General features: G+C 65.4%; 12 protein-coding genes and 1 pseudogene. 7 read left to right on the top strand and 6 right to left on the bottom strand.

The features are described from left to right. Nucleotides 1-18 precede the first annotated feature (18 nt). The 6 genes and pseudogenes from NTCA1_RS12735 to NTCA1_RS12710 all read left to right on the top strand — a co-directional run. Nucleotides 19-1,308: pseudogene (locus NTCA1_RS12735) on the top strand (RimK family alpha-L-glutamate ligase); the annotation flags it as partial. After that, the gene (locus tag NTCA1_RS12730; protein WP_086492563.1) at nt 1,305-2,093 is read left to right on the top strand and encodes a sulfite exporter TauE/SafE family protein; all 789 of its coding nucleotides are present in this window, start codon (nt 1,305-1,307) and stop codon (nt 2,091-2,093) included. The pseudogene NTCA1_RS12735 and the gene NTCA1_RS12730, both read left to right, overlap by 4 nt. Before the next feature lie 294 nt (nt 2,094-2,387). Then, nucleotides 2,388-3,062, top strand: a complete 675-nt coding sequence (locus NTCA1_RS12725; protein ID WP_086492591.1) for a CDP-alcohol phosphatidyltransferase family protein — start codon at nt 2,388-2,390, stop codon at nt 3,060-3,062. Between the two features lie 162 nt (nt 3,063-3,224). Then, nucleotides 3,225-4,496: an MFS transporter gene (locus NTCA1_RS12720; protein WP_086492562.1), complete on the top strand. Its 1,272-nt coding sequence runs from the start codon at nt 3,225-3,227 to the stop codon at nt 4,494-4,496. Nucleotides 4,497-4,621: 125 nt separating this feature from the next. Then, nucleotides 4,622-5,404 carry an IclR family transcriptional regulator gene (locus NTCA1_RS12715; RefSeq protein ID WP_086492561.1) on the top strand — a complete coding sequence of 261 codons (783 nt, stop codon included), beginning with the start codon at nt 4,622-4,624 and terminating at the stop codon, nt 5,402-5,404. A gap of 360 nt (nt 5,405-5,764) precedes the next feature. Further along, entirely contained in the window at nt 5,765-6,040 is a 276-nt protein-coding gene (locus tag NTCA1_RS12710; RefSeq protein WP_159830807.1) for a hypothetical protein, read from the top strand. Nucleotides 6,041-6,239: 199 nt separating this feature from the next. Here the strand turns inward: NTCA1_RS12710 and NTCA1_RS12705 are convergent, their stop codons facing one another. The 6 genes from NTCA1_RS12705 to NTCA1_RS12680 form a co-directional block, all read right to left on the bottom strand. Further along, nucleotides 6,240-7,778 (bottom strand): MFS transporter, encoded by a 1,539-nt coding sequence (locus NTCA1_RS12705; protein ID WP_159830868.1) that lies wholly within the window; start codon nt 7,776-7,778, stop codon nt 6,240-6,242. 183 nt (nt 7,779-7,961) lie between these two features. Further along, a complete protein-coding gene (locus NTCA1_RS12700) occupies nt 7,962-9,077 on the bottom strand; it encodes a glycoside hydrolase family 105 protein (RefSeq protein ID WP_159830806.1) in 1,116 nt (371 codons plus the stop codon). A gap of 44 nt (nt 9,078-9,121) precedes the next feature. Then, nucleotides 9,122-10,336 (bottom strand): glycosyl hydrolase 53 family protein, encoded by a 1,215-nt coding sequence (locus NTCA1_RS12695; protein WP_236549288.1) that lies wholly within the window; start codon nt 10,334-10,336, stop codon nt 9,122-9,124. After that, nucleotides 10,333-13,347: a beta-galactosidase gene (locus tag NTCA1_RS12690; protein ID WP_159830805.1), complete on the bottom strand. Its 3,015-nt coding sequence runs from the start codon at nt 13,345-13,347 to the stop codon at nt 10,333-10,335. The genes NTCA1_RS12695 and NTCA1_RS12690 overlap by 4 nt, the downstream gene beginning before the upstream one ends. 4 nt (nt 13,348-13,351) lie before the next feature. After that, complete coding sequence (locus NTCA1_RS12685; RefSeq protein ID WP_133084225.1) at nt 13,352-13,645, bottom strand: L-rhamnose mutarotase; 294 nt, start codon at nt 13,643-13,645, stop codon at nt 13,352-13,354. A gap of 150 nt (nt 13,646-13,795) precedes the next feature. Further along, complete coding sequence (locus tag NTCA1_RS12680) at nt 13,796-15,013, bottom strand: rhamnogalacturonan acetylesterase (RefSeq protein WP_159830804.1); 1,218 nt, start codon at nt 15,011-15,013, stop codon at nt 13,796-13,798. A 304-nt stretch (nt 15,014-15,317) separates the two neighbouring features. Here NTCA1_RS12680 and NTCA1_RS12675 point away from each other — a divergent pair, with 304 nt between their 5' ends. After that, nucleotides 15,318-18,275: a TonB-dependent receptor gene (locus NTCA1_RS12675; protein WP_201282480.1), complete on the top strand. Its 2,958-nt coding sequence runs from the start codon at nt 15,318-15,320 to the stop codon at nt 18,273-18,275.

The following is an 18,275-nucleotide window of genomic DNA, read 5'->3' as shown; positions in this document are numbered from 1 at the left end:
TTTTAGGAGGCCGCGAGCGCCATGGGGATCGAACTTCTGGTGCTCCATCCCCACAAGTTCGACCTGGTGGTCGGCGCGGAGGAAGGCTGGAGCACGACCTATCAGGGCCGACTGGTGGAGCGGCCGGACTTCGTGATCTGCCGCACCGGCGCGGAAACCGACTACTTCACGCTCGCCCTGCTGCGGCATCTGGAGCGGCGCGGGGTGCGGCTGGTCAACGGCCCGGCGACGATCGAGCAAGTGGCGGACAAGCTCCACACCCTGCAAAGCTTGAACAGGGCAGGGCTGCCGATCCCCCGCACGATCCTGGGCACCTTCCCGATCGATGTCGATCTGGTGGAGCGCGAACTGGGCTTTCCGGTGATCGTCAAGACGCTGAAGGGCACGCGCGGCGCTGGGGTGCTCAAGTGCGAGGACCGCAGCCAGTTCGAGGATCTGGCCGGGCTGCTCGAAAGCGCCGATGCCCAGGCCGACTTCATCCTCCAGCACTACGTCCGGGCCAGCCATGGCCGGGACGTGCGCGTGCTGGTGGTGGGCGGGCGCGTGATCGCGGCGATGGAGCGGCGCTCGCTGACGGGCGGGTTCAAGTCCAACGTCTCGCTCGGCGGGGTGGGCATCGCCTACAATCCTCCCCCGGAAATGGCGGAGCTGGCAGTGCAGGCGGCGGACGTGCTGGAACTGGACGTGACCGGCATCGACATTCTCTTCGACGAGGAGGGCTATCGCATCTGCGAGGCGAACTCGGCGCCCGGCTTTCAGGGGCTGGAGCGCGCCACCGGATACGACGTGCCGCGCGCGATCCTGGAATGGGTGATCTCCACGCAGGCCGAGGCCGCTCCGGTGGTGGCGCCCGCGGCGGAGAGCAATGCCCTGGCGGAACTGGCCTTCGGCGGGCGCGCGGGGCTGAGGGCGCTGAGCGATCGCAATCCCGAATATCGCCGTTTCGCCAGCGCAGTAGGCCTGCGCATGGTGGGGGCGGGGCTGAGCTGTCTTGCCCATGCAGGGCTGCCGCCCATGCTGGCCGACCGCAAGAGCCGGGTCGGCCGGGGGCTCCAGACCCTGTTCGACGGCAGGGTCAATGCCGATCTCTCGGCGCTGAACGATCAGGAGCAGGAACGCACGCTGATGATCGTGCTGGTCGCCGCGATCTGGGCGGCGGTACTGCCCTGGCTGGCCGGGGCCGCCGTGGTGCCCGGCGTGGTCCTGTCGATGATCGCCCTGTGTTTTCCTTTGCTGTTCATGCTGACAGCCCCGGCGGGCCGCATCGGCCGTTCCGCTTCCTCGCTGCGCAGGAAGGCGGGCGGATGATCGATCTATCGGCTATCCCCTGGGGGGATCTCGCACCGTTCATCCTGGCCGGGTTCTTCGCGCAACTGGTGGACGGCGGCTTCGGCATGGGCTTCGGCGTCCTTGCCAATTCGCTGCTGGTGCTGCTGGGCCTTCCGCCCGGCGCCGCTTCCGCCGTGACGCACCGGGTCGAAGGCTTTACCAGCGGCGCTTCCGGCATAGCCCATGCCTTGCAGCGCAATGTCGACTGGCCGCTGTTCGCGCGGCTGGTCCTGCCGGGAATTGCCGGGGGGCTGCTGGGCGTCTGGGTGCTCACCAGCGTCAGCATGGCGATCCTGCGCCCGGCGGTGCTGGTCTACCTCGCGGCCGTGGGGCTCTACCTGATCTGGCGCGGGCCGCGGCGGCCGCAGGCCTATCGCCGCATGAAGCTGGTCGGTCCGCTCGGCCTGATCGCGGGCTTCCTCGATGCATCGGGGGGCGGCTGGGGGCCGATGGTGACGGGCAATCTCATGGCACAGGGCATGACCCCGCGCATGGCGGTGGGCACGGCGAACGCGGCCGAGTTCTTCGTCTCCGTCACCGTGCTCACGGCCTTCATCGGGCGGCTGGGTCTGCAATCCTTCACGATCGCCGCCTCCGGCCTGCTGATCGGCGGCGTGGTGGCTGCGCCTTTCGGCGCCTTGCTGACACGGCGGATATCGCCGCGCCGCCTGATGGAACTGACCGGGGCGATCCTGGTGGCTCTCAGTCTGGGCGGTCTCGTATCGCTGATGTTCTCCCCGATCCCCTTGTTTTCGCGCCTTTAACGAGCCGAGCCGACAGGCCCGCGCGCCTGTCGCACCCCCCGCAACTGGCCAACCGGCGCATCCTCGGCTATGGAGCCGCGATCGCCGGCTGGAATTTGCGTGTCGGCGACTGAGAGACTCGCGCGCTCCCGCATACAGGAGCCCGACGATGCCCCTCTGTAAAAACCTTTTGATTCAGCGCCCGCGCAAGTCCTGCGCGGGAAGCGGTCGGCGCCGTCCGGTGTTCGTGTCCGTGCTTTCCGGCACGCCTTCGAACACTTGCGGATCCGGCTCCAGAAATTCGAGATTCCCTGCATGACCGCCAAGACCAAAGCCCACCCCGCAGCGCCCACCCGCATTCAGGAAAACCTGCTGGCACGGCGAGAGCGGCAGCTTCTGCAGTGGCTCTGCGCCCGCATGCCCCGCTGGGTGACGCCCGACCTGCTGACCGTGACCGGCCTGGTCGGCGCCTTCATGACCTTCGGCGGTTATGCGGCCAGCAACCTTTCGGCCGATTGGCTCTGGCTCGCCATGGCCGGATATGTGGTGCAGTGGTTCGGCGATTCCATGGACGGCAGCCTCGCCCGTTTCCGCAAGATCGAGCGTCCTTCCTATGGCTATTTCATCGATCACAGCTGCGACGGGCTGACTACTGCGCTGATCGTCTGGGGCATCGGCACCAGCCCTTATGTCACCATGGACGTGGCGATGGTGGCTCTGGTCGGTTATCTGCTGCTGTCGATCCACGCCTATCTGGCCGCCCGCGTGCTGGGCGAGTTCAAGCTGTCCTACCTCCAGGCCGGCCCCACCGAACTGCGTTTCATGCTGATCGGACTCACCGCGATGATGATGGTGCTGGGCAGCGGGAACGGGCTGTTCGGGATCGTCTCGGGCTTCGACGTCTTCGTGGGCTCGGTGGGCGCAATCCTGATGGTGCTGTTCGTGATCCAGACGCTGGTGACCGGAAAGCGCCTGGCCGCCGCCAGCTGAATCGTGCATTTTCTGCTGACGTAATTTTATTACGCGAATTTGGACTGTAAAGTGGCCGCGATTGCCGTAAGGCGGGCCGCTTGAGTCCAGGCGATCGATTCTGGGCGGTTGGCAAGGGTCCAGAATCTTGATCGAGCGTGCATTTTCTTCGGAGCGTCTGCGGTGAACGTCTATCGCAGCAATGCCCGCGTCCTGGCGGCCAGCCTGGTCGGCACGGCGGTCGAATTCTACGACTTCTACATCTACGCGACGGCGGCGGCGCTGGTGTTCGGCCCGCTGTTCTTCCCCGCCGAGTCCGCCTCCGTGCAGCGGCTTGCCGCTTATGCCAGCTTCGCGATCGCCTTCATCGCGCGGCCGGTGGGCGCCACCTTGTTCGGCCATTTCGGGGACCGGGTGGGGCGCAAGTCCACCCTGGTCGCCTCGCTGCTGCTGATGGGCGGGGCGACGGTGATCATCGGCCTTCTGCCGACTTACGAGAGCATCGGCTGGCTGGCTCCGCTGCTGCTGTGCCTGATGCGCTTCTCGCAGGGGCTGGGCCTCGGCGGCGAATGGGGCGGTGCGGCGCTGCTGGCGGTGGAGAATGCCCCGCCCGGCTGGCGCGCGCGCTTCGGCATGTTCCCGCAGCTTGGCGCGCCGGTGGGCTTTCTTGCCGCCAACGGCCTGTTCCTGATTTTCAGCCTGACGCTCACCGATGCCCAGTTCCTGGCCTGGGGCTGGCGCATTCCCTTCCTGCTGAGTTCGGTGCTGGTCGGCCTTGGCCTGTGGATCCGCCTGAAGCTGACGGAAACCCCCGCCTTCGAAGCGGTGCTGGAAGAAGCGCCCCCCAAGTCGATCCCGATCGTCGAACTGTTCCGCACCCACTTGCGCCAGACCTTGGCGGGTACCTTCGCGGTGATCGCCTGCTTCGCGCTCTACTATCTCACCACTACCTTCGCGCTAGGTTACGGCACCCAGACGCTGGGCTATGACCGCCAGAGTTTCCTCGGCGTCCAGCTTTTCGCGATCCTGTTCATGGCGCTGGGCATCGTCATCGCCGGCTATGCTTCCGACCGCTGGACCTCGCGCGGAGTGCTGATCGCGGGCTGCGTGGCGGCCGTGATCGTGGGCCTGCTGATGGGGCCGATGTTCGCGGCCGGTTCGCTCCGGGCCATCGCCGCCTTCCTGTGCCTGGGCCTGTTCGTCATGGGTTTCGTCTACGGCCCGGTCGCCTCGCTCCTGCCGCAGCTTTTCGATGCGCGGGTGCGCTATACCGGCTCGTCGATCGCCTTCAACGTGGGCGGCATCTTCGGCGGCGGCTTCGCCCCGGCGATCGCGCAGACCTTGGCGGATGAGGGCGGCGTGCTCTACGTCGGCAGCTACATCTCGCTGGCGGCCGTGCTCAGCCTGATCGGCCTGCTTTCGATCCGGCGCGATACCGAGGCTGCCTTCGCCTGACCCTGGCTCCCGATCCGCTGCCTGCCCTTTCCCCCCATTGACCGCCGCGCTCCAGGGTATAGAGCATGGTGGAACAATTGGAGTCTCGTCCCGCAAAGTGGACCTGACCGGGAAAGACAGGAACGATGACGGCACTTCGCGACGACAAGCCCGAAGTCGAGGTAAAGGGCACGCAGACCCTGATGCGCGCGCTCGATATCATGGACGAGGTGATCGGCGGCCCGATCCGCGCCGCCGATCTCGCCCGCAAGCTGGGGATGAGCAAGACCACCGCGCACCGCCTTGTCCAGGCGCTGAAGTCGCGCGGCTATCTTTCGGTGACGGCCGAGGGCTTCGGCCTCGGTCCCAAGCTGCTCGAACTGGGCGTCATGGCCACCGAGCAGATCGACTATGTGCGCGTGGCGCGCCCCTTCATGGAACGGCTGTCCGACCGGACGGGCTTCTGCGTCTTCGTCGGCAAGCGCGAGGGCGACTGGTCGCGCCACCTCGACCGTGTGACCGGCCGCCAGCGCCTGCGCGTGGCGACCGCACCGGGAGACCGTCGCCCGATCGCCGAAACCGGCCTCGGCAAGGCGCTGCTGCTCGACGAGGACGAGACTGTCTGGGAGGAACTCTACCGCGACGCGAACGGCGGCAAGGTTTCGGCCAAGGCGGTGAAGGCCTACGTGGCGCTGATGCGGGAGCACAAGGCGCGCGGCTATGTCCTGCACGACAGCGAACTGGGTGACGGCGTTCGCTCGCTGGCCGTGCCGATCCGCGACGCGCGCCGTCAGATCTGCATCGCCATCTCGATCGCCAGCGCGGCGCATTACCTGACGGACGATATCGTCGACACCCTCGTCGCCGCAATCGTCGCCACCGCGGGCGAAATCAGCGAAGCCGTCGGCTACCGCGCCCCGCGCGGATGAGCGCGATGGGGGGGCGAGGGCTATGCTGCTCGGAGTACTCGCGCTCCCCGCGCCGGTTGCGGCTTCGACGAAGCCGTGCAAATAGGCGCACGCCTGCGCGGCGGCGAATGCGGGGAAGCAGTTCCCTCGTTTACCGCCTCGTCATCCTGAACTTGTTTCAGGATACATTTCGCCGCGTGTGCCGAAGCCTTGTAGGGCAAGCTGCGCCAGCGTCGGCTGACCATAGCGACGGAATTTCGGCAGAATGGACCCTGAAACAAGTTCAGGGTGACGGCGGGAAAGGGGTGGACAGCTGACCAACGGCTCTCGGAAACAAAAGGTTGGAAAGCGGCGGTAACCGCTTCACAATAGGCCATGGCCGTGAAGCTACTCTCTCATTCCAATGGCAATTCGTCGTCGCTGGAGTTCGCATCGGAAGACATCGAGATTGTGCGGCAAGCCATTCTCGACCTTTTCGGGGAGGCCACCAGCGAAAGGCATATCACCTACTCCACAATTGAGTTCGGCGGTGAGAGGTTCCTGTTTCAAAACGAGTGGGATGACGCCTGCTTAATCGCTTCCACGGAAGCAGGTCTCAACTTGCTATTACAAATTGAACGGCGGCTTGAACGGCGGCTTTCGGAAACGATCGCCTAACCCATCTAGGTCTTGGATGGGGCGAAAGAAGAAATAGAGATTCACGCGGAGACGCGGAGACGCGGAGATGTAGAGGTGTTGCGGTAGGCCGCAGGGCATCTTCTGCTTCCAACCTTGCGAAAACCGCACCATTAGAAACGAGAGCGGCTTTGCCGCGAGAGCGACCTCTTTGCGCCTTCGCGCCTTTGCGCGAACCCGATCACCGCCCGGCGTTCACCGGCTTCCCGAAATCGCTGCCGGTCTGCCCCTCCGCGACGAGAGGATTGCGGCCCCAGAGCTGGTCGTAACGCCAGCCGGACAGGTCTTCGACGATGGCCTGCGCCTCGAGGCTGGTGGGGGTGCGGGCGCCGGTGCGCAAGTGTTCGATCTCGCGCATCAGCACGGCGTGGGTGGCGGGAGAGAGGCGGAAGCGGCTGGAGATGAAGACGCCGAAGATCAGCATGCCCACGGTGCCGATGCCCAGCAGCAGCGCGATGGTCAGGATCGCCCCGTGCGACTGCTGCGCCGCGCCGGACACGAAGCCGCCCGCCTGCATGACGAAGCCCACCCCTGCCACGGCGGCGGCCTGGGTCGCCTTGCGCACGAAGGTCATGACGCCTGCGAAGCTGCCTTCGCGGCGGGTGCCGGTGACGATCTCGTCGACGTCGGCCATGTAGTTGTAGGTCGCCCAGGGGATGTAGTTGAGCGCGCCGCGGCCGAGGCCCGCCAGCACGATCGGCAGCCAGATCATGTGGCTGGCGGCAGTGATGCCCATGACCCAGAGCCCGATCAGCGTCAGGGCGCCCGCGCCGAAGCTGGCGGCGGCGACCTGGTAGGCGCGGCTGGGCGAGGCGCGCAGGGCCAGGTTGATGGCGATGATCACCGCCACGAACTGCACGATGTACATCGTGCCGAGCAGGCCCGATGCGACGGCGGTGGTGCCTGCCAGGGCGAAGATCACGAAGAAGGTGAAGGCCGCGTTGAACACGTCCTGGCTGATATAGCCGCCGAGATACATGCCAAGGTGCAGGCGGAAGGCCCGGATGCGCATGGTGGAAAAGAGGTTGCGATAGAGCGCCTTAAGCGCATCGAGCGGCCCGGCCGAGCGGTGTTGTCCGGCGGGCAGTGAAGCGGGCGCGCCCGGCCCGTGCCGTTCCCAGCTGAACAGGTAGAGCATGCCCGCCGTCACCATGAACAGAACGGCGAAGATCAGGCCCATGTAGAAGAACGTGTCCGCACTGTCGCGGCCCAGCGCCTCGATCAGCCAGAGCGGCAGGAAACCGGCGAGGATCGCCGAGGCCTGTCCGAACAGGATGCGCGATCCGGCGAACTTGGCCTTGGTGCGATAGTCGCTCGACATCTCGGCGGCGAGCGTTTCGAACGGGATGATCTCCATCGCGTAGACCAGTTCGAACAGTACATAGCTGGCCAGATAGTACCAGAAGCTCTGCCCCGGCAGCCACATCAGGGCGAAGCTGGGCAGGAGCGGAATCGCCGCGAGGATGAAGAAGCGTCGCCGCCCGAACCGGCGGCCCAGCGCGGTCATGCCGAAGTGGTCGGAAATATAGCCGATCATCGGCGAGGCGAAGGCGTCCAGCACGCGCGCCACCGCGAAGATCGTCGCCGCCTGTCCGGCGCTCAGCCCGCAGAACTGGGTATAGAAGATCAGCACCCAACCCGAGATGACCGCCATCGAACCGGCCCCGAGCACGTCGTTCGAGCCATAGGCGAGGTAGTTTCTCAGGCGCACGGGGCGCATGGCCAGTTGCTGGCTTTCGGGCACTACAGGATCCTTCACCGTATCGTCGCGAGCGATCCCTCTTCTTCGGGCGGATTCGCACTCGCTTTTTCGTTTTCAGGTCATCTTACGTCGCGATGGAAGTTCTGCCAGTATTTTGTCGGAGTAATTGCCGGAGCGGTTCGCCGCCCCGGCGTTTCGATTTCAGATATAGGTCCGCAGGAACTCGGCCAGCGCGCAGATGGCGAGGCTCTGTCCGTAAGGCATCGAGGTCAGCGCGATGTCCTTGTAGAACTGCAGCGTGTCGCCCATGGCGGTGCCGAAGCTGACCTGCTGTAGCTCGCCGGTCTCGCCGATATTGGCCAGCACGCCGCGCACGGCACGGATGCCCACGGCTTCGTATTCGCGCGGCAGATAGCCCTTCCGCACGGCCTTAAGGATGCCGTAGGCGAAGCCCGCCGTGGCCGAGGCTTCGAGGTAGCTGGTCGGATCGTCGATCAGCGTGTGCCACAGGCCGGTTTCGGCGTCCTGCGTGGCGGCCAGGGTGCGGACCTGGGCTGCCAGCGTGTCGATCAGGAACGCGCGGAAGGCATCGCCCGGTTCGAGATCGAGCAGTTCGATGATCTCGGGAATGGCGATCGTCACCCAGCAGTTGCCGCGCGCCCAGAGCGCCTCGGCGAAGTTGTGGCGACCGGTGAAGTCCCAGCCGTGGAACCAGAGGCCGGTCTTGCGATCGGCCAGATACTTGATGTGGACCAGGAACTGGCGCTTGGCTTCCTCGATATATTGCGGGCGGTCCAGCAGCAGGCCGATCTTGGCCAGCGGCAGCACGCTCATCATCAGCGTGTCGTCCCAGAGTTCGCCCGGGTTCTCGTCGTTGTAGACGATGTGCTGGAAGCCGCCTTCCTCGGTCTTGGGCAAGCCGTCGGGCGCCATCAGCCACTCGGCCCAGGTGTCGAGATAGGGGATGTAGCTGGGATCGCCGTCCAGTTCGTAGAGATAGGCCAGCGTGATGAAGGGGGCCACCGTGTTTATGTTCTTGGTGGGCGTGCCTTCGGCGAAGCGATCCTCGAACCACTGGCGGATGATCTCCAGCGGCTTTTCATCGCCGGTCTGCTCGAAATAACGCCACATGCCGAACAGGCCGACGCCGTGGGTCCATTCCCAGCCGGCCCAGCCCTTGGTGTCGATCACGCGGCCGTCTTCCAGATGCAGCAGGAATTCGCCAGTTTCGTCCTTGATGTTGACGAGGTTGTGCATCAGCAGGTCGATCGCCGCGGTGACCTGCTGGCGGGGTATGTCATGGGTAAGAGCGGCCACTCAAGTTCTCCTGTGGGCGTAGCTGCGGCAGGGCGCGCGGTGGGTCATTTCAGGACTCCGTAATCGCGCGCCATCTGGCGATAGAGTTGCAGGAAGGCGGAATCGGCATCGTACCGGCCGCCATGGTTTTCGGATTTCTGGGCAGGCTCCGCAGAAGGCGTCGCGCCCGGTGCTTCGGCTGCGTTCAGGCCTTGCGAAAGCAGGTCGGCGCGCGGGCCTTCGCCGGCGCTCTTGCCGTCTTTCAGGAAGATCGCTTCCTGATGCCGCGTCGGTTCCCAGATGAAGCTGCCCCAGCCGTTCGGATGGGCATGGACCAGATCGTTCAGGTAGCGCTTGCGCGACGAATACTCGATCGCGAAGAAGCCCTTGTCCGGGTAGCGGCGGCTGAATTCGGCGAAGGTCCGCTGCCAGTCGCCTTGCGCGGCCTGCTGGTAGCAGGAGAAGCCCAGCGCATCGAACTGGACGTCGCGGGCGATCAGGCTGTCGGTCCAGTGCTGCACGATCGGCCAGTGGCGGCCGAGGTGGTTGTGCAGCGCCACGGGCGTGTCCGGCAGGTGATCGCGGCTGGCGGCGATCCCGGCCTTCAGCAGCGCGGCGAACTTGTCATAGCCGCCTGCGTCCCGGACATGCATGTGTTCCTTGTCGGTCACCGGATTGCCGGTGGGGATGGTCAGCGGCACGCGGCCATCGGGCCAGAGCATGCCGAAGGTCGTCTCGTTGCCCAGGATCGCCAGATCGGGCGCGACGCCCGCCGCTTTCATCGCCGCGAACGTCTCTGCCGTATGGCGATGGACGGCATCGACCAGCTTGGGGAAGGGCAGGTTCGCCCATGCCGCCGGCTTGTCCTGATGCTGCGGATCGGCCCAGGTGTCCGAATAGTGGAGCGTGAGCGAGAGGTGGAAGCCCGCTGCCTTGATCCGCCGGGCAAACGCGATCGTGCGGGGCAGGTCGCACCACGGACCGCCGGGCTTGCCCCGCGAATAGCCGTTCGCGGGATCGACGAAGAGGCGCAGCTTGACCGCGTTGAAACCGGCATCGCGGAAGATCGCGAGCACGTCCTTGCGCTGGCCGTCCTCGTAATAGGTGGCGCCCTGCGCTTCGTCTTCGGGCACCCAAGAGATGTCGGCGCCGATCAGGTAGGGCCACGGGCGCGCGCCCGACTTCGGGGCCGCGCTCGCGATGCCCGGCAGACCGGCAAGGCAGAGCGCGCCGGCGCTGCCGATGCCGAACTGGCGGCGGGTGAGCGCGTCTCCAGTCACTTCAGCTGATCCGGGCGGGTGGGGGCGGGCACCATCTGCACGGGGAGGCCCCCCTTGACGTTGTGCAGGGTGACGAGCTTCACCGCCTCCAGCGCGTCACCGGGGGCGCCGTCGCTCGTCACGGCCAGCGCGACGTGGTTGGTGCCGTGGTGGTTGAGGATACCCTCGGGGATCGGGAACACGCGCTGCGGGCCGATGTGGGCGATGAACTGGCCCATGTTCCAGCCGTTGACGAAGATCAGCACGCGGTACTTCGCGGCCGAACGCGGGGTCTCGGTATCGCCGAAGGCCAGCGCGATGGTGGCGCCCTGCCCTTTGGGCACGGCCAGATCGAACTGGGTGCGATACCATGTCGTGCCCGGCTCCGCGCTGGTTGCCGGTACTTGCGCGGCAGACCACCGGCTGTCGTCGAAGGCGGGGAGGTGCCAGCCCATGCGTTCGCCATGGAGGCCGCCACTGTTGGCGGGGCCGCGCACGGGGTCGGCAATGTCCTCGCCGCCGCGCTGGCCCTGGATCTTCCACGCGATCGGCACCGCGAAACTGCGCCCACCGGGCTGAGAGATCGATGCGGAGATCAGCCCGCGCGCTTCCTTGTGGAAGTCGTCGGAATCGAGGTCCCAGTTATGGCCGTTGTTGCGGACCATGACCGAAAGCACATGGCTTCCGCCCACCTGCGCTTCGGGGGGAAGGTCCAAGGTGACGGTGCCGGTGGTGATCGGGCGGGGGAGGCCGCTCGGTGTCTCGGCCTGGCCGATGAACTTGCCGTCGAGCCAAGCCTGCATCAGCCCCGAGCCGCCGGCACCGTAGAACAGCGAGACGGTCTTCGCGCCGGGTGCGCCCTCGAACTTGCCGCGATACCAGACGTCGCCCTCGTGGAAGCCATAGGCATCCATCGCCATGTTCGGCCGGCCGTCCGGGCGCTGGGTGATTGTGGCATTGGGGCGATTGCCGCCCACGGCCTGCCATGTGCCGTCGTCGAACTTCGGATCGGCCTCCGGCGAACCCTTGGCCATACGCCAGCCGGTGAGGGCGGGCAGCGTGACCGGGGCGGGACCGGGCAGGGGCGTTGTGGAGGCGAGACTGCCGACGGTGGATGCCTTGGCAGGGACACGCGCGCCGTTCCACGTAACCGCGCGGACGGTGCCGGGAGCCCAGACTTCGAGACCGCCCGCCTCGCCGGTGTCGCCGGTCAGCGCCAACGCGCCGGATTTGAGCGAAGCGTGACGGACCAGCTGCGGACCGCGCACCAGAACCGGGCCTGCGGAGGATTCGACGCGGGTGTAGCGGGTGCCTTCGGCCTCGTCGGCAAGGATCAGGATCAGGTCGCCGCGTCCGCCGCCGGTCAGGCGCAGCACGGTGCGGCCTCCATGCGTGTAGGTGACTTTCAGGTCGCCCTTGGTGTCGTTGAAGGCGGTTTGTGCCGTGCCTTCCAGAACCGTGACTTTCGGGGCCGAGGCATAGCGCAGCACGGTCTCGCCTGGCTCCCCGGCACGGCCGTAAAGCAGCAGCAGGTCGGCACTTCCAGCCTTGGACACGGATTGCAGTTCGGAGGTGGAATAGACCAGCCGCTGCCCGCCAAGGTTCACCCCGGCGACCAGCCATTTGGCATCGAAGCCATTGAGCCGCATCGGGAAAGTATAGCGCCCGTCGGGCAGCGCGGCGGTGACGGTGAAGCTGTCGTCGGTCTGCCCGTTCGAAGGCTTGTGCGCCACCAGCAGGAAGCGCGCATCGGTCTCCGGGCTCTTGTTGTGATAGACCTGAATATTGGGCGAAGAGACCTCAGGCGCACCGGCCGGGATCATGCCCGCAAGGTCCGGCACGGAGGCGATGAGCCCGCCGAGCTGCTTCATCTCCAGCGCCTTTTCGCGCAAGTTCCGCGCTTCGGAAATGGCGGCGCCGTAGTCGTAGCTGGTGAACACTACCGGGGCCGGCAGCCAGCCCCAGCTGGTGCCGCCATAGGTCATGTAGAAGCTCTGGATGCCGATGCCGTTGGCCAGATTGGTGCCATAGAACACCCGCTGGAACCGCTTGCCGCGCTGGACCGCGTTGCACTCGTAGCCGCCGTTGGATCCCCAGTAGTCGAACCAGCCGCCGCCGAATTCGGCCAGGAATCCCGGCGTTTTCGGCGAGGCGGAGGCCCCGCCCTTGGCGCCGCCGGGGCCATAGAAGCCCCAGTCCGGCGCGGCCACGCTGCGCGTCGGCTTGCCTTCCACCGTGCAGGTGCCGCCGGGGTAACCGTCGAACGCATACATGTCGTTGGGGCCGTGGACGACTTTGTCGACGGGTGAACCTTCCGGCACCCAATAGCCGTTGCGGCCCTGATCGTTGTGGAAGATCGGCACGGTAATGCCATCGGCGCGCGCCTTGGCGTAGAGGTGGTCCATGTAGCGGCGCTGCGCTGGCGTGGTCAGCGCCAGTTCGTTCTCGATCTGGTGGAGGATCACCGATCCCTTATGGCCCTTGCCGTCGCCGTTGATCTGGTGGCGCGCGATGATCGCGTTGATCTGCGTCAGCCACTCGTCGGCGGCGGCGAGATATTCGGGATCGTCGGTGCGGGCGCGGGCCTTCTGGTTGACCAGCCAGCCCGGAAAACCGCCGCGCGACAGTTCCGCGTTCACGTAAGGCCCGGCGCGGGTCATGACCCAGAGGCCCTCTTCCTCCGCCATCGTCAGCAGGCGGTCGAGGTCGCGAATGCCGCTGAAATCGTAGACGCCCTGCTTTGGCGAATGGTAGCCCCAGTCGAAATAGAGCGCGACGGTGTTGAACCCGCTGGCCTTCATCTTCTGCAGCACATCGCGCCAGAGATCGGGGCTGGGCAGGCGGAACGGATGGAACTCGCCCGACCAGATCACCTGCCGCTTGCCGTCGATCATCAGCGAACGCGCGTCGAAGGAGACGCGGCCGAAAGTCTGGACCGGGGCCGAGAGGTCGGCAGTCGGCTTCGCGTCCTGCGCGAGAGCGGGCAGAGGAATGGCCGTAAGCAGCAGGGCGGTGAGGAAAGCGCGCTTCATCGGATCAGTCCATGTGGAACAGCAGCGGCAGCGGCCATTCGACCGGCCGGTTGCCCGGCTCCACTTCCATCAGCGGGGCCATGTAGTCCCACCAGCGGCGCATCACCGGGTGATCGGGCAGGCTGTCGCGGCTGTTCTGCGGCAGCAGGCGCAGTACCGCGAAAAGCGAGAGGCTGTCCTCGTCGAGGAAGATCGAATAGTCGCGGATGCCCGTTTCGGTCAGCAGGGTGGTGAGTTCGGGCCAGATCGCATCGTGGCGACGACGGTATTCCTCGACCGTGCCGGGCTTCAACTGCATCCTGAAGGCGTGGATCGACCCCGTCCCACTATCCGGCACTCCCGCTCTCCCATGTGTTCCATTATGTGGATATTGATACCGATATTTGGTAACTCGTCCTCAGGCGGACGTCAATCTGGATTCTGGCCAGCTTGTCGCTTGCGGGGCGGTTCAGGTTCCTTCGGGTTTGTCCTGTGCCAGGGGCAGGCTCGGGGCGATCTGCAGGGCATCGGGCAGCGGCGGGTGCGCGGGGTCGAAGTCGGGTGCGATGACGTAGGGCGCAAGTTCCGGGATATTCTCGCGGATCTGCCGGGCAATGGCGGCGGCGAAGAGCCAGGCGCCGTAGTTGTCGTTGTGGGTCTTGTCCCGGCCATCCTCGGCAAAGGCGCGCGGCGAGACGTCCGGGCCGAGCGCCTGCATGATCGCGATACTGTCCCGATTGAGGTCGATCAGCGGCACGTTCTCCTGCGCCGCGACCTTGCGGACGGCATCGGCATAGGCCCCCAGCGTATCCTTGATGCGCCCCGCGCCATCGAAATTGCGCCGCTCGGGCGACGTGACCAGCACGGGATGGACGCCCCGGCGCCGGGCCTCGGCAATGTAGCTGCGCAGCCATGCCGGATAAGTCTGCACCGGATCGAGATAGGTCATCGGCCATTCGGCCTTCTGGTCGTTGTGGCCGAACTGGATGAACAGCCAGTCACCCTCGCGCGCCTGATTCAGCAGCTTGGAGAAACGCAGCTGCGCGATGAAGGACTTGAGCGTCGCGCCGGACTTGGCGTGATTGGCAACCGCCACATGATCGTCCAGCATCGCGGGCAGCATCTGGCCCCAACTGGTGAAAGGCTCGCCATACTGGTCCGCAACTGTCGAATCGCCTGCCAGGAACAGGCGCGGCGCAGTCACGGCTTCGATGTGGATGGCGGAGACTTGCGGCTGACCCAGGAATTCCAGCGTTAGCTTGTCGTCCCAGTTGAAGCTGGCGAGATCGCGCTCGTCCAGCAGCACCGTCTGCCCGAAGCGGGGCGCACCGGCGGGCTGCGCGGGGAGGCTGGCGTCGCGGACGTCGACCAGGAAGCTGCGACGGAGGGTCTGCCCGCGCTTCGTTAGCACATCACGCAGGAACAGGCGGCGGCTTTCGGCCTTCACCGTCGTGAGTCCCTCCTGTTTGCCGCCCAGCGTCAGGGTGACGCGGTAGATGCCTTCGGGCAGCGCGACCGAATAGACGAAGGCGCCGGAAGCATCGCGCCGCTCGATTCCGTTGGTTCCAGTACGGTAGGGCTGCATTTCGGCAGGTGCCTTGCCCGAAAGATCGATGTCGATCGGCGGTACGGGCGGCGGAACAGCAGGAGCGGCAAGCGCAAGGGCAAGCGCCGTGGTCAGGGACATTTCGAAACGATCCTCTCTGAAGTGCTCGCCGACGATGTCTGGCTTATAAATCCCACATGACGGATTATGATTGCATATATCGGGCACAATAGGAGTCAATCGACCTGCCATGCCCATGGCCCGGTCAGGGGTGCGATGAAGCGGTGTACAGCTGCGTGGAAATAAGGGGTAGCGATCGGGACTAGGCGATTTTGACTGGAATAGAGCGAAGATGTCATATAATGTAACACCCAATCCCACATAGTGGGCAAATGACAGGGGCCGATGTCAGGCCCGGAATAGAATGAAATTGGGAGTGAGGAACATGGGAAGGGCGTTCTCGAAATCCGTCATGCACAGCCGCGTCTCGGCACCGGCCATGGTCGTCGCCTTGCTGGTCGCGGCGCCGTTTCCTGCCCTGGCGCAGGACGCTCCGCCTGCCGAGGAACAGGCTGCCCCCGCGTCTCCCAGCCCTTCCGAGATCATCGTCACCGGCTTCCGCGCCTCGCTGAATGCGGCGCTCGCCGACAAGCGCGTGGAAACCGCCGCGATCGACACCATCAAGGCGGAAGACCTGGGCAAGTTTCCCGATTCCAACCTCGCGGAATCGATGCAGCGCATCCCCGGCGTGGCGCTTCAGCGCGGGGACGGCGGCGAAGGCAAGAACATCTCGGTGCGCGGCCTGGGCGCGGATTTCACCCGCGTGCGCATCAACGGCATGGAAGCCGCCGCGCAGACCGGCGGCTCGGATATCTACGGTGCGGGCAACAATGGCCGCAGCTTCGACTTCAACGTCTTCCCGACCGAAATCTTCTCGGCCCTGACCGTGCGCAAGACGCCGTCCGCCGATATCGAGGAAGGCTCGCTCGGCGCGACGGTGGACCTCAGCGCCCCCAAGCCGATGGACCAGAACAAGGACTTCGTGTTCTCCGCCACGGGACGCGGCGTGTGGAACGAGCTGTCCAAGAAAGTCGATCCGCGTGCCTCGGCGCTGGTTTCCAAGCAGTTCGGCGACAGCGGCTTCGGCATTCTTGGCTCGCTGGCCTATCAGCGCCGCCACACCCGCGAAGTGGGCTATTCAGCGGTGGACATTCTGTCCGCCAACCAGAACGGCATGTTCTGCTCGCCGCTGGGCTTCACGCCGCAGAACCCGGCGAACAGTGCCGCAAGCGGTGCCAGCGCCGCGAACTGTTCGACCGGCAATCCGCGCACCAGCGATCCGGCCGCCTACCAAACCGTCTACGATGCCCGCCGCGACGATCTGCCGAATACTCCCGGCAGCGGCGCCTTCTTCCCGCGCATCCCGCGCTACCTGAATTCGCAGCAGACCCAGGAGCGCATCGGCGGCACGCTGACCCTGCAATACAAGCCCGACGACGATACCGACATTTCGCTCGACCTGCTCTATTCGCGCTTCAACGTCACGCGTGACGACAGCTATATCGAGGCGATCTCGTTCGGCCGCTCCGCGTCGAACCAGGGCTATCCGATGATGTCGCTGAAGGACGTGCAGCTTTCCGACCTCGGCTCGGTGGAATATGCCCTGCTCGACGGTGTCGACGTGCGCTCGGAAGGGCTTCATTCCAAGTATTCGACCACGTTCAAGCAGGCCAACCTGAACTTCATGCACCGGTTCAACGACCGGTTGACTGTCGACGCCAAGATCGGGCTCAACGAGTCCGTGTGGAAAGACAAGATCCGCATGCAGTACTTCATGGATGCGCTGGATACCGACAACTTCTCGATCGATTATACCGGCGGCGGACGCACGCCGGTGCTGGGCTTCGGCTTCGACGTATCCGATCCGAACAACTTCCTCTACGGGCCGACGCCGGGCGCGGGCATCGTGACGGGCGGCTTCAGCCTTCAGGGCAAGCCCGCCAGCAACACCACCCGCGGCGTGCTGGGCGAGATGAACGCGCATTACGAGTTCTCCGACGCCTTCAAGCTGCACTTCGGCGGGCAGTTCCGTTCCAGCGAATTCCAGCAGCGCTTCACGACCTACTACACCGCCGATACGCTGGCTCAGCCCCTGCCTGCGGGAACCTCGCTGGCCAGCCTGACGAAGCAGATCACCGGGGTCGACAGCCTCTGGGGCAAGGGTGCGCCGGCAAGCTGGGCGAGCCTGGACTGGAAGAAGCTGGCCGATGCTTACGGCCTGTTCGATGCACGCACCTGCACCGGTTGCGGCGAGACCAATCCGGGCGTGCGCGAGGAACAGACCAGCGCCTTCGTGATGGGCACGTTCGACTTTTCCGACGCGGTGGGCTTCGGCCTGCGCGGCGACGTGGGTGTTCGCTATATCCACACCTGGCAGCGCTCCTCGGGCTTCATCAACTTGTCCGACCCGACCTCGCCCACCGGCCTCACAGGCCAGTACCGTGCGGTCGCGCGCAGCTACGACGACTGGCTGCCTTCCGCCAACGTGGTGATCGAGCCGGTGCAGAACCTGCTCCTGCGCCTTTCGGCCGCCAAGGTGCTGTCGCGCCCGGCACTGACGCAGCTGGTGCCGACCGTTGCGATCAATGCCGTGACCCGCTCCGGCTCGTTGGGCAATCCGCTGCTCGAACCGATCCGCGCTAATACTTTCGACGCGGCCGTGGAATGGTATTTCCGCCCCGGCTCGCTGCTGTCCGCTGCGTTCTTCTACAAGGACATCAAGACCTACGTGCAGAGCGTGAACGCGCTGGTGCCGTTCGATACGCTGGGACTGCCCAATGAACTGCTGATCGGCAGCAACACCACGTCCGATGAACTGTTCAACATCGCCACGCCCACCAATACGCCGGGCGGCCCGCTCAAGGGCATCGAGCTCAATGCGCAGATCCCGTTCAACTTCGCCTCGGGCTTCATCAGCCACTTCGGGGTGCTGGCGAACTACACGCACGTCATGTCGAAGATCAATTACTGCCTGTCCAGCTCGGGCGGCGTCTGCACAGTGACCGTGAAGGACGATCTGGTGGGACTGTCCAAGGACACTGCTTCCGGTACGCTCTACTGGGAGAACGACAAGTTCTCCATCCGCGGCACCATCAATTACCGCGGTCCGTTCATTCGCGGCATTCCGGCCTCGCCGGGCAGCGACCTGGTGGGCAACCATGCGACCACGTTCGTCGATGCCTCCGCCTCGTACAACCTGACGGACAATGTGAAGCTGATCGTCGAGGGCACCAACCTTACCGACGAGCAGAACAGCCTCTACACCGACAACCAGCGCCAGGACACGCTGTTCCAGACTCGCGTCGGCCGCACGATCTCGGCAGGCGTCAACGTGAAGTTCTGA

It is taken from the genome of Novosphingobium sp. TCA1, assembly GCF_009811895.1.
In the GTDB taxonomy this organism is placed as follows: Bacteria; Pseudomonadota; Alphaproteobacteria; order Sphingomonadales; family Sphingomonadaceae; genus Novosphingobium; species Novosphingobium panipatense_A.
This window is presented reverse-complemented; position numbering and strand designations above follow the sequence as displayed.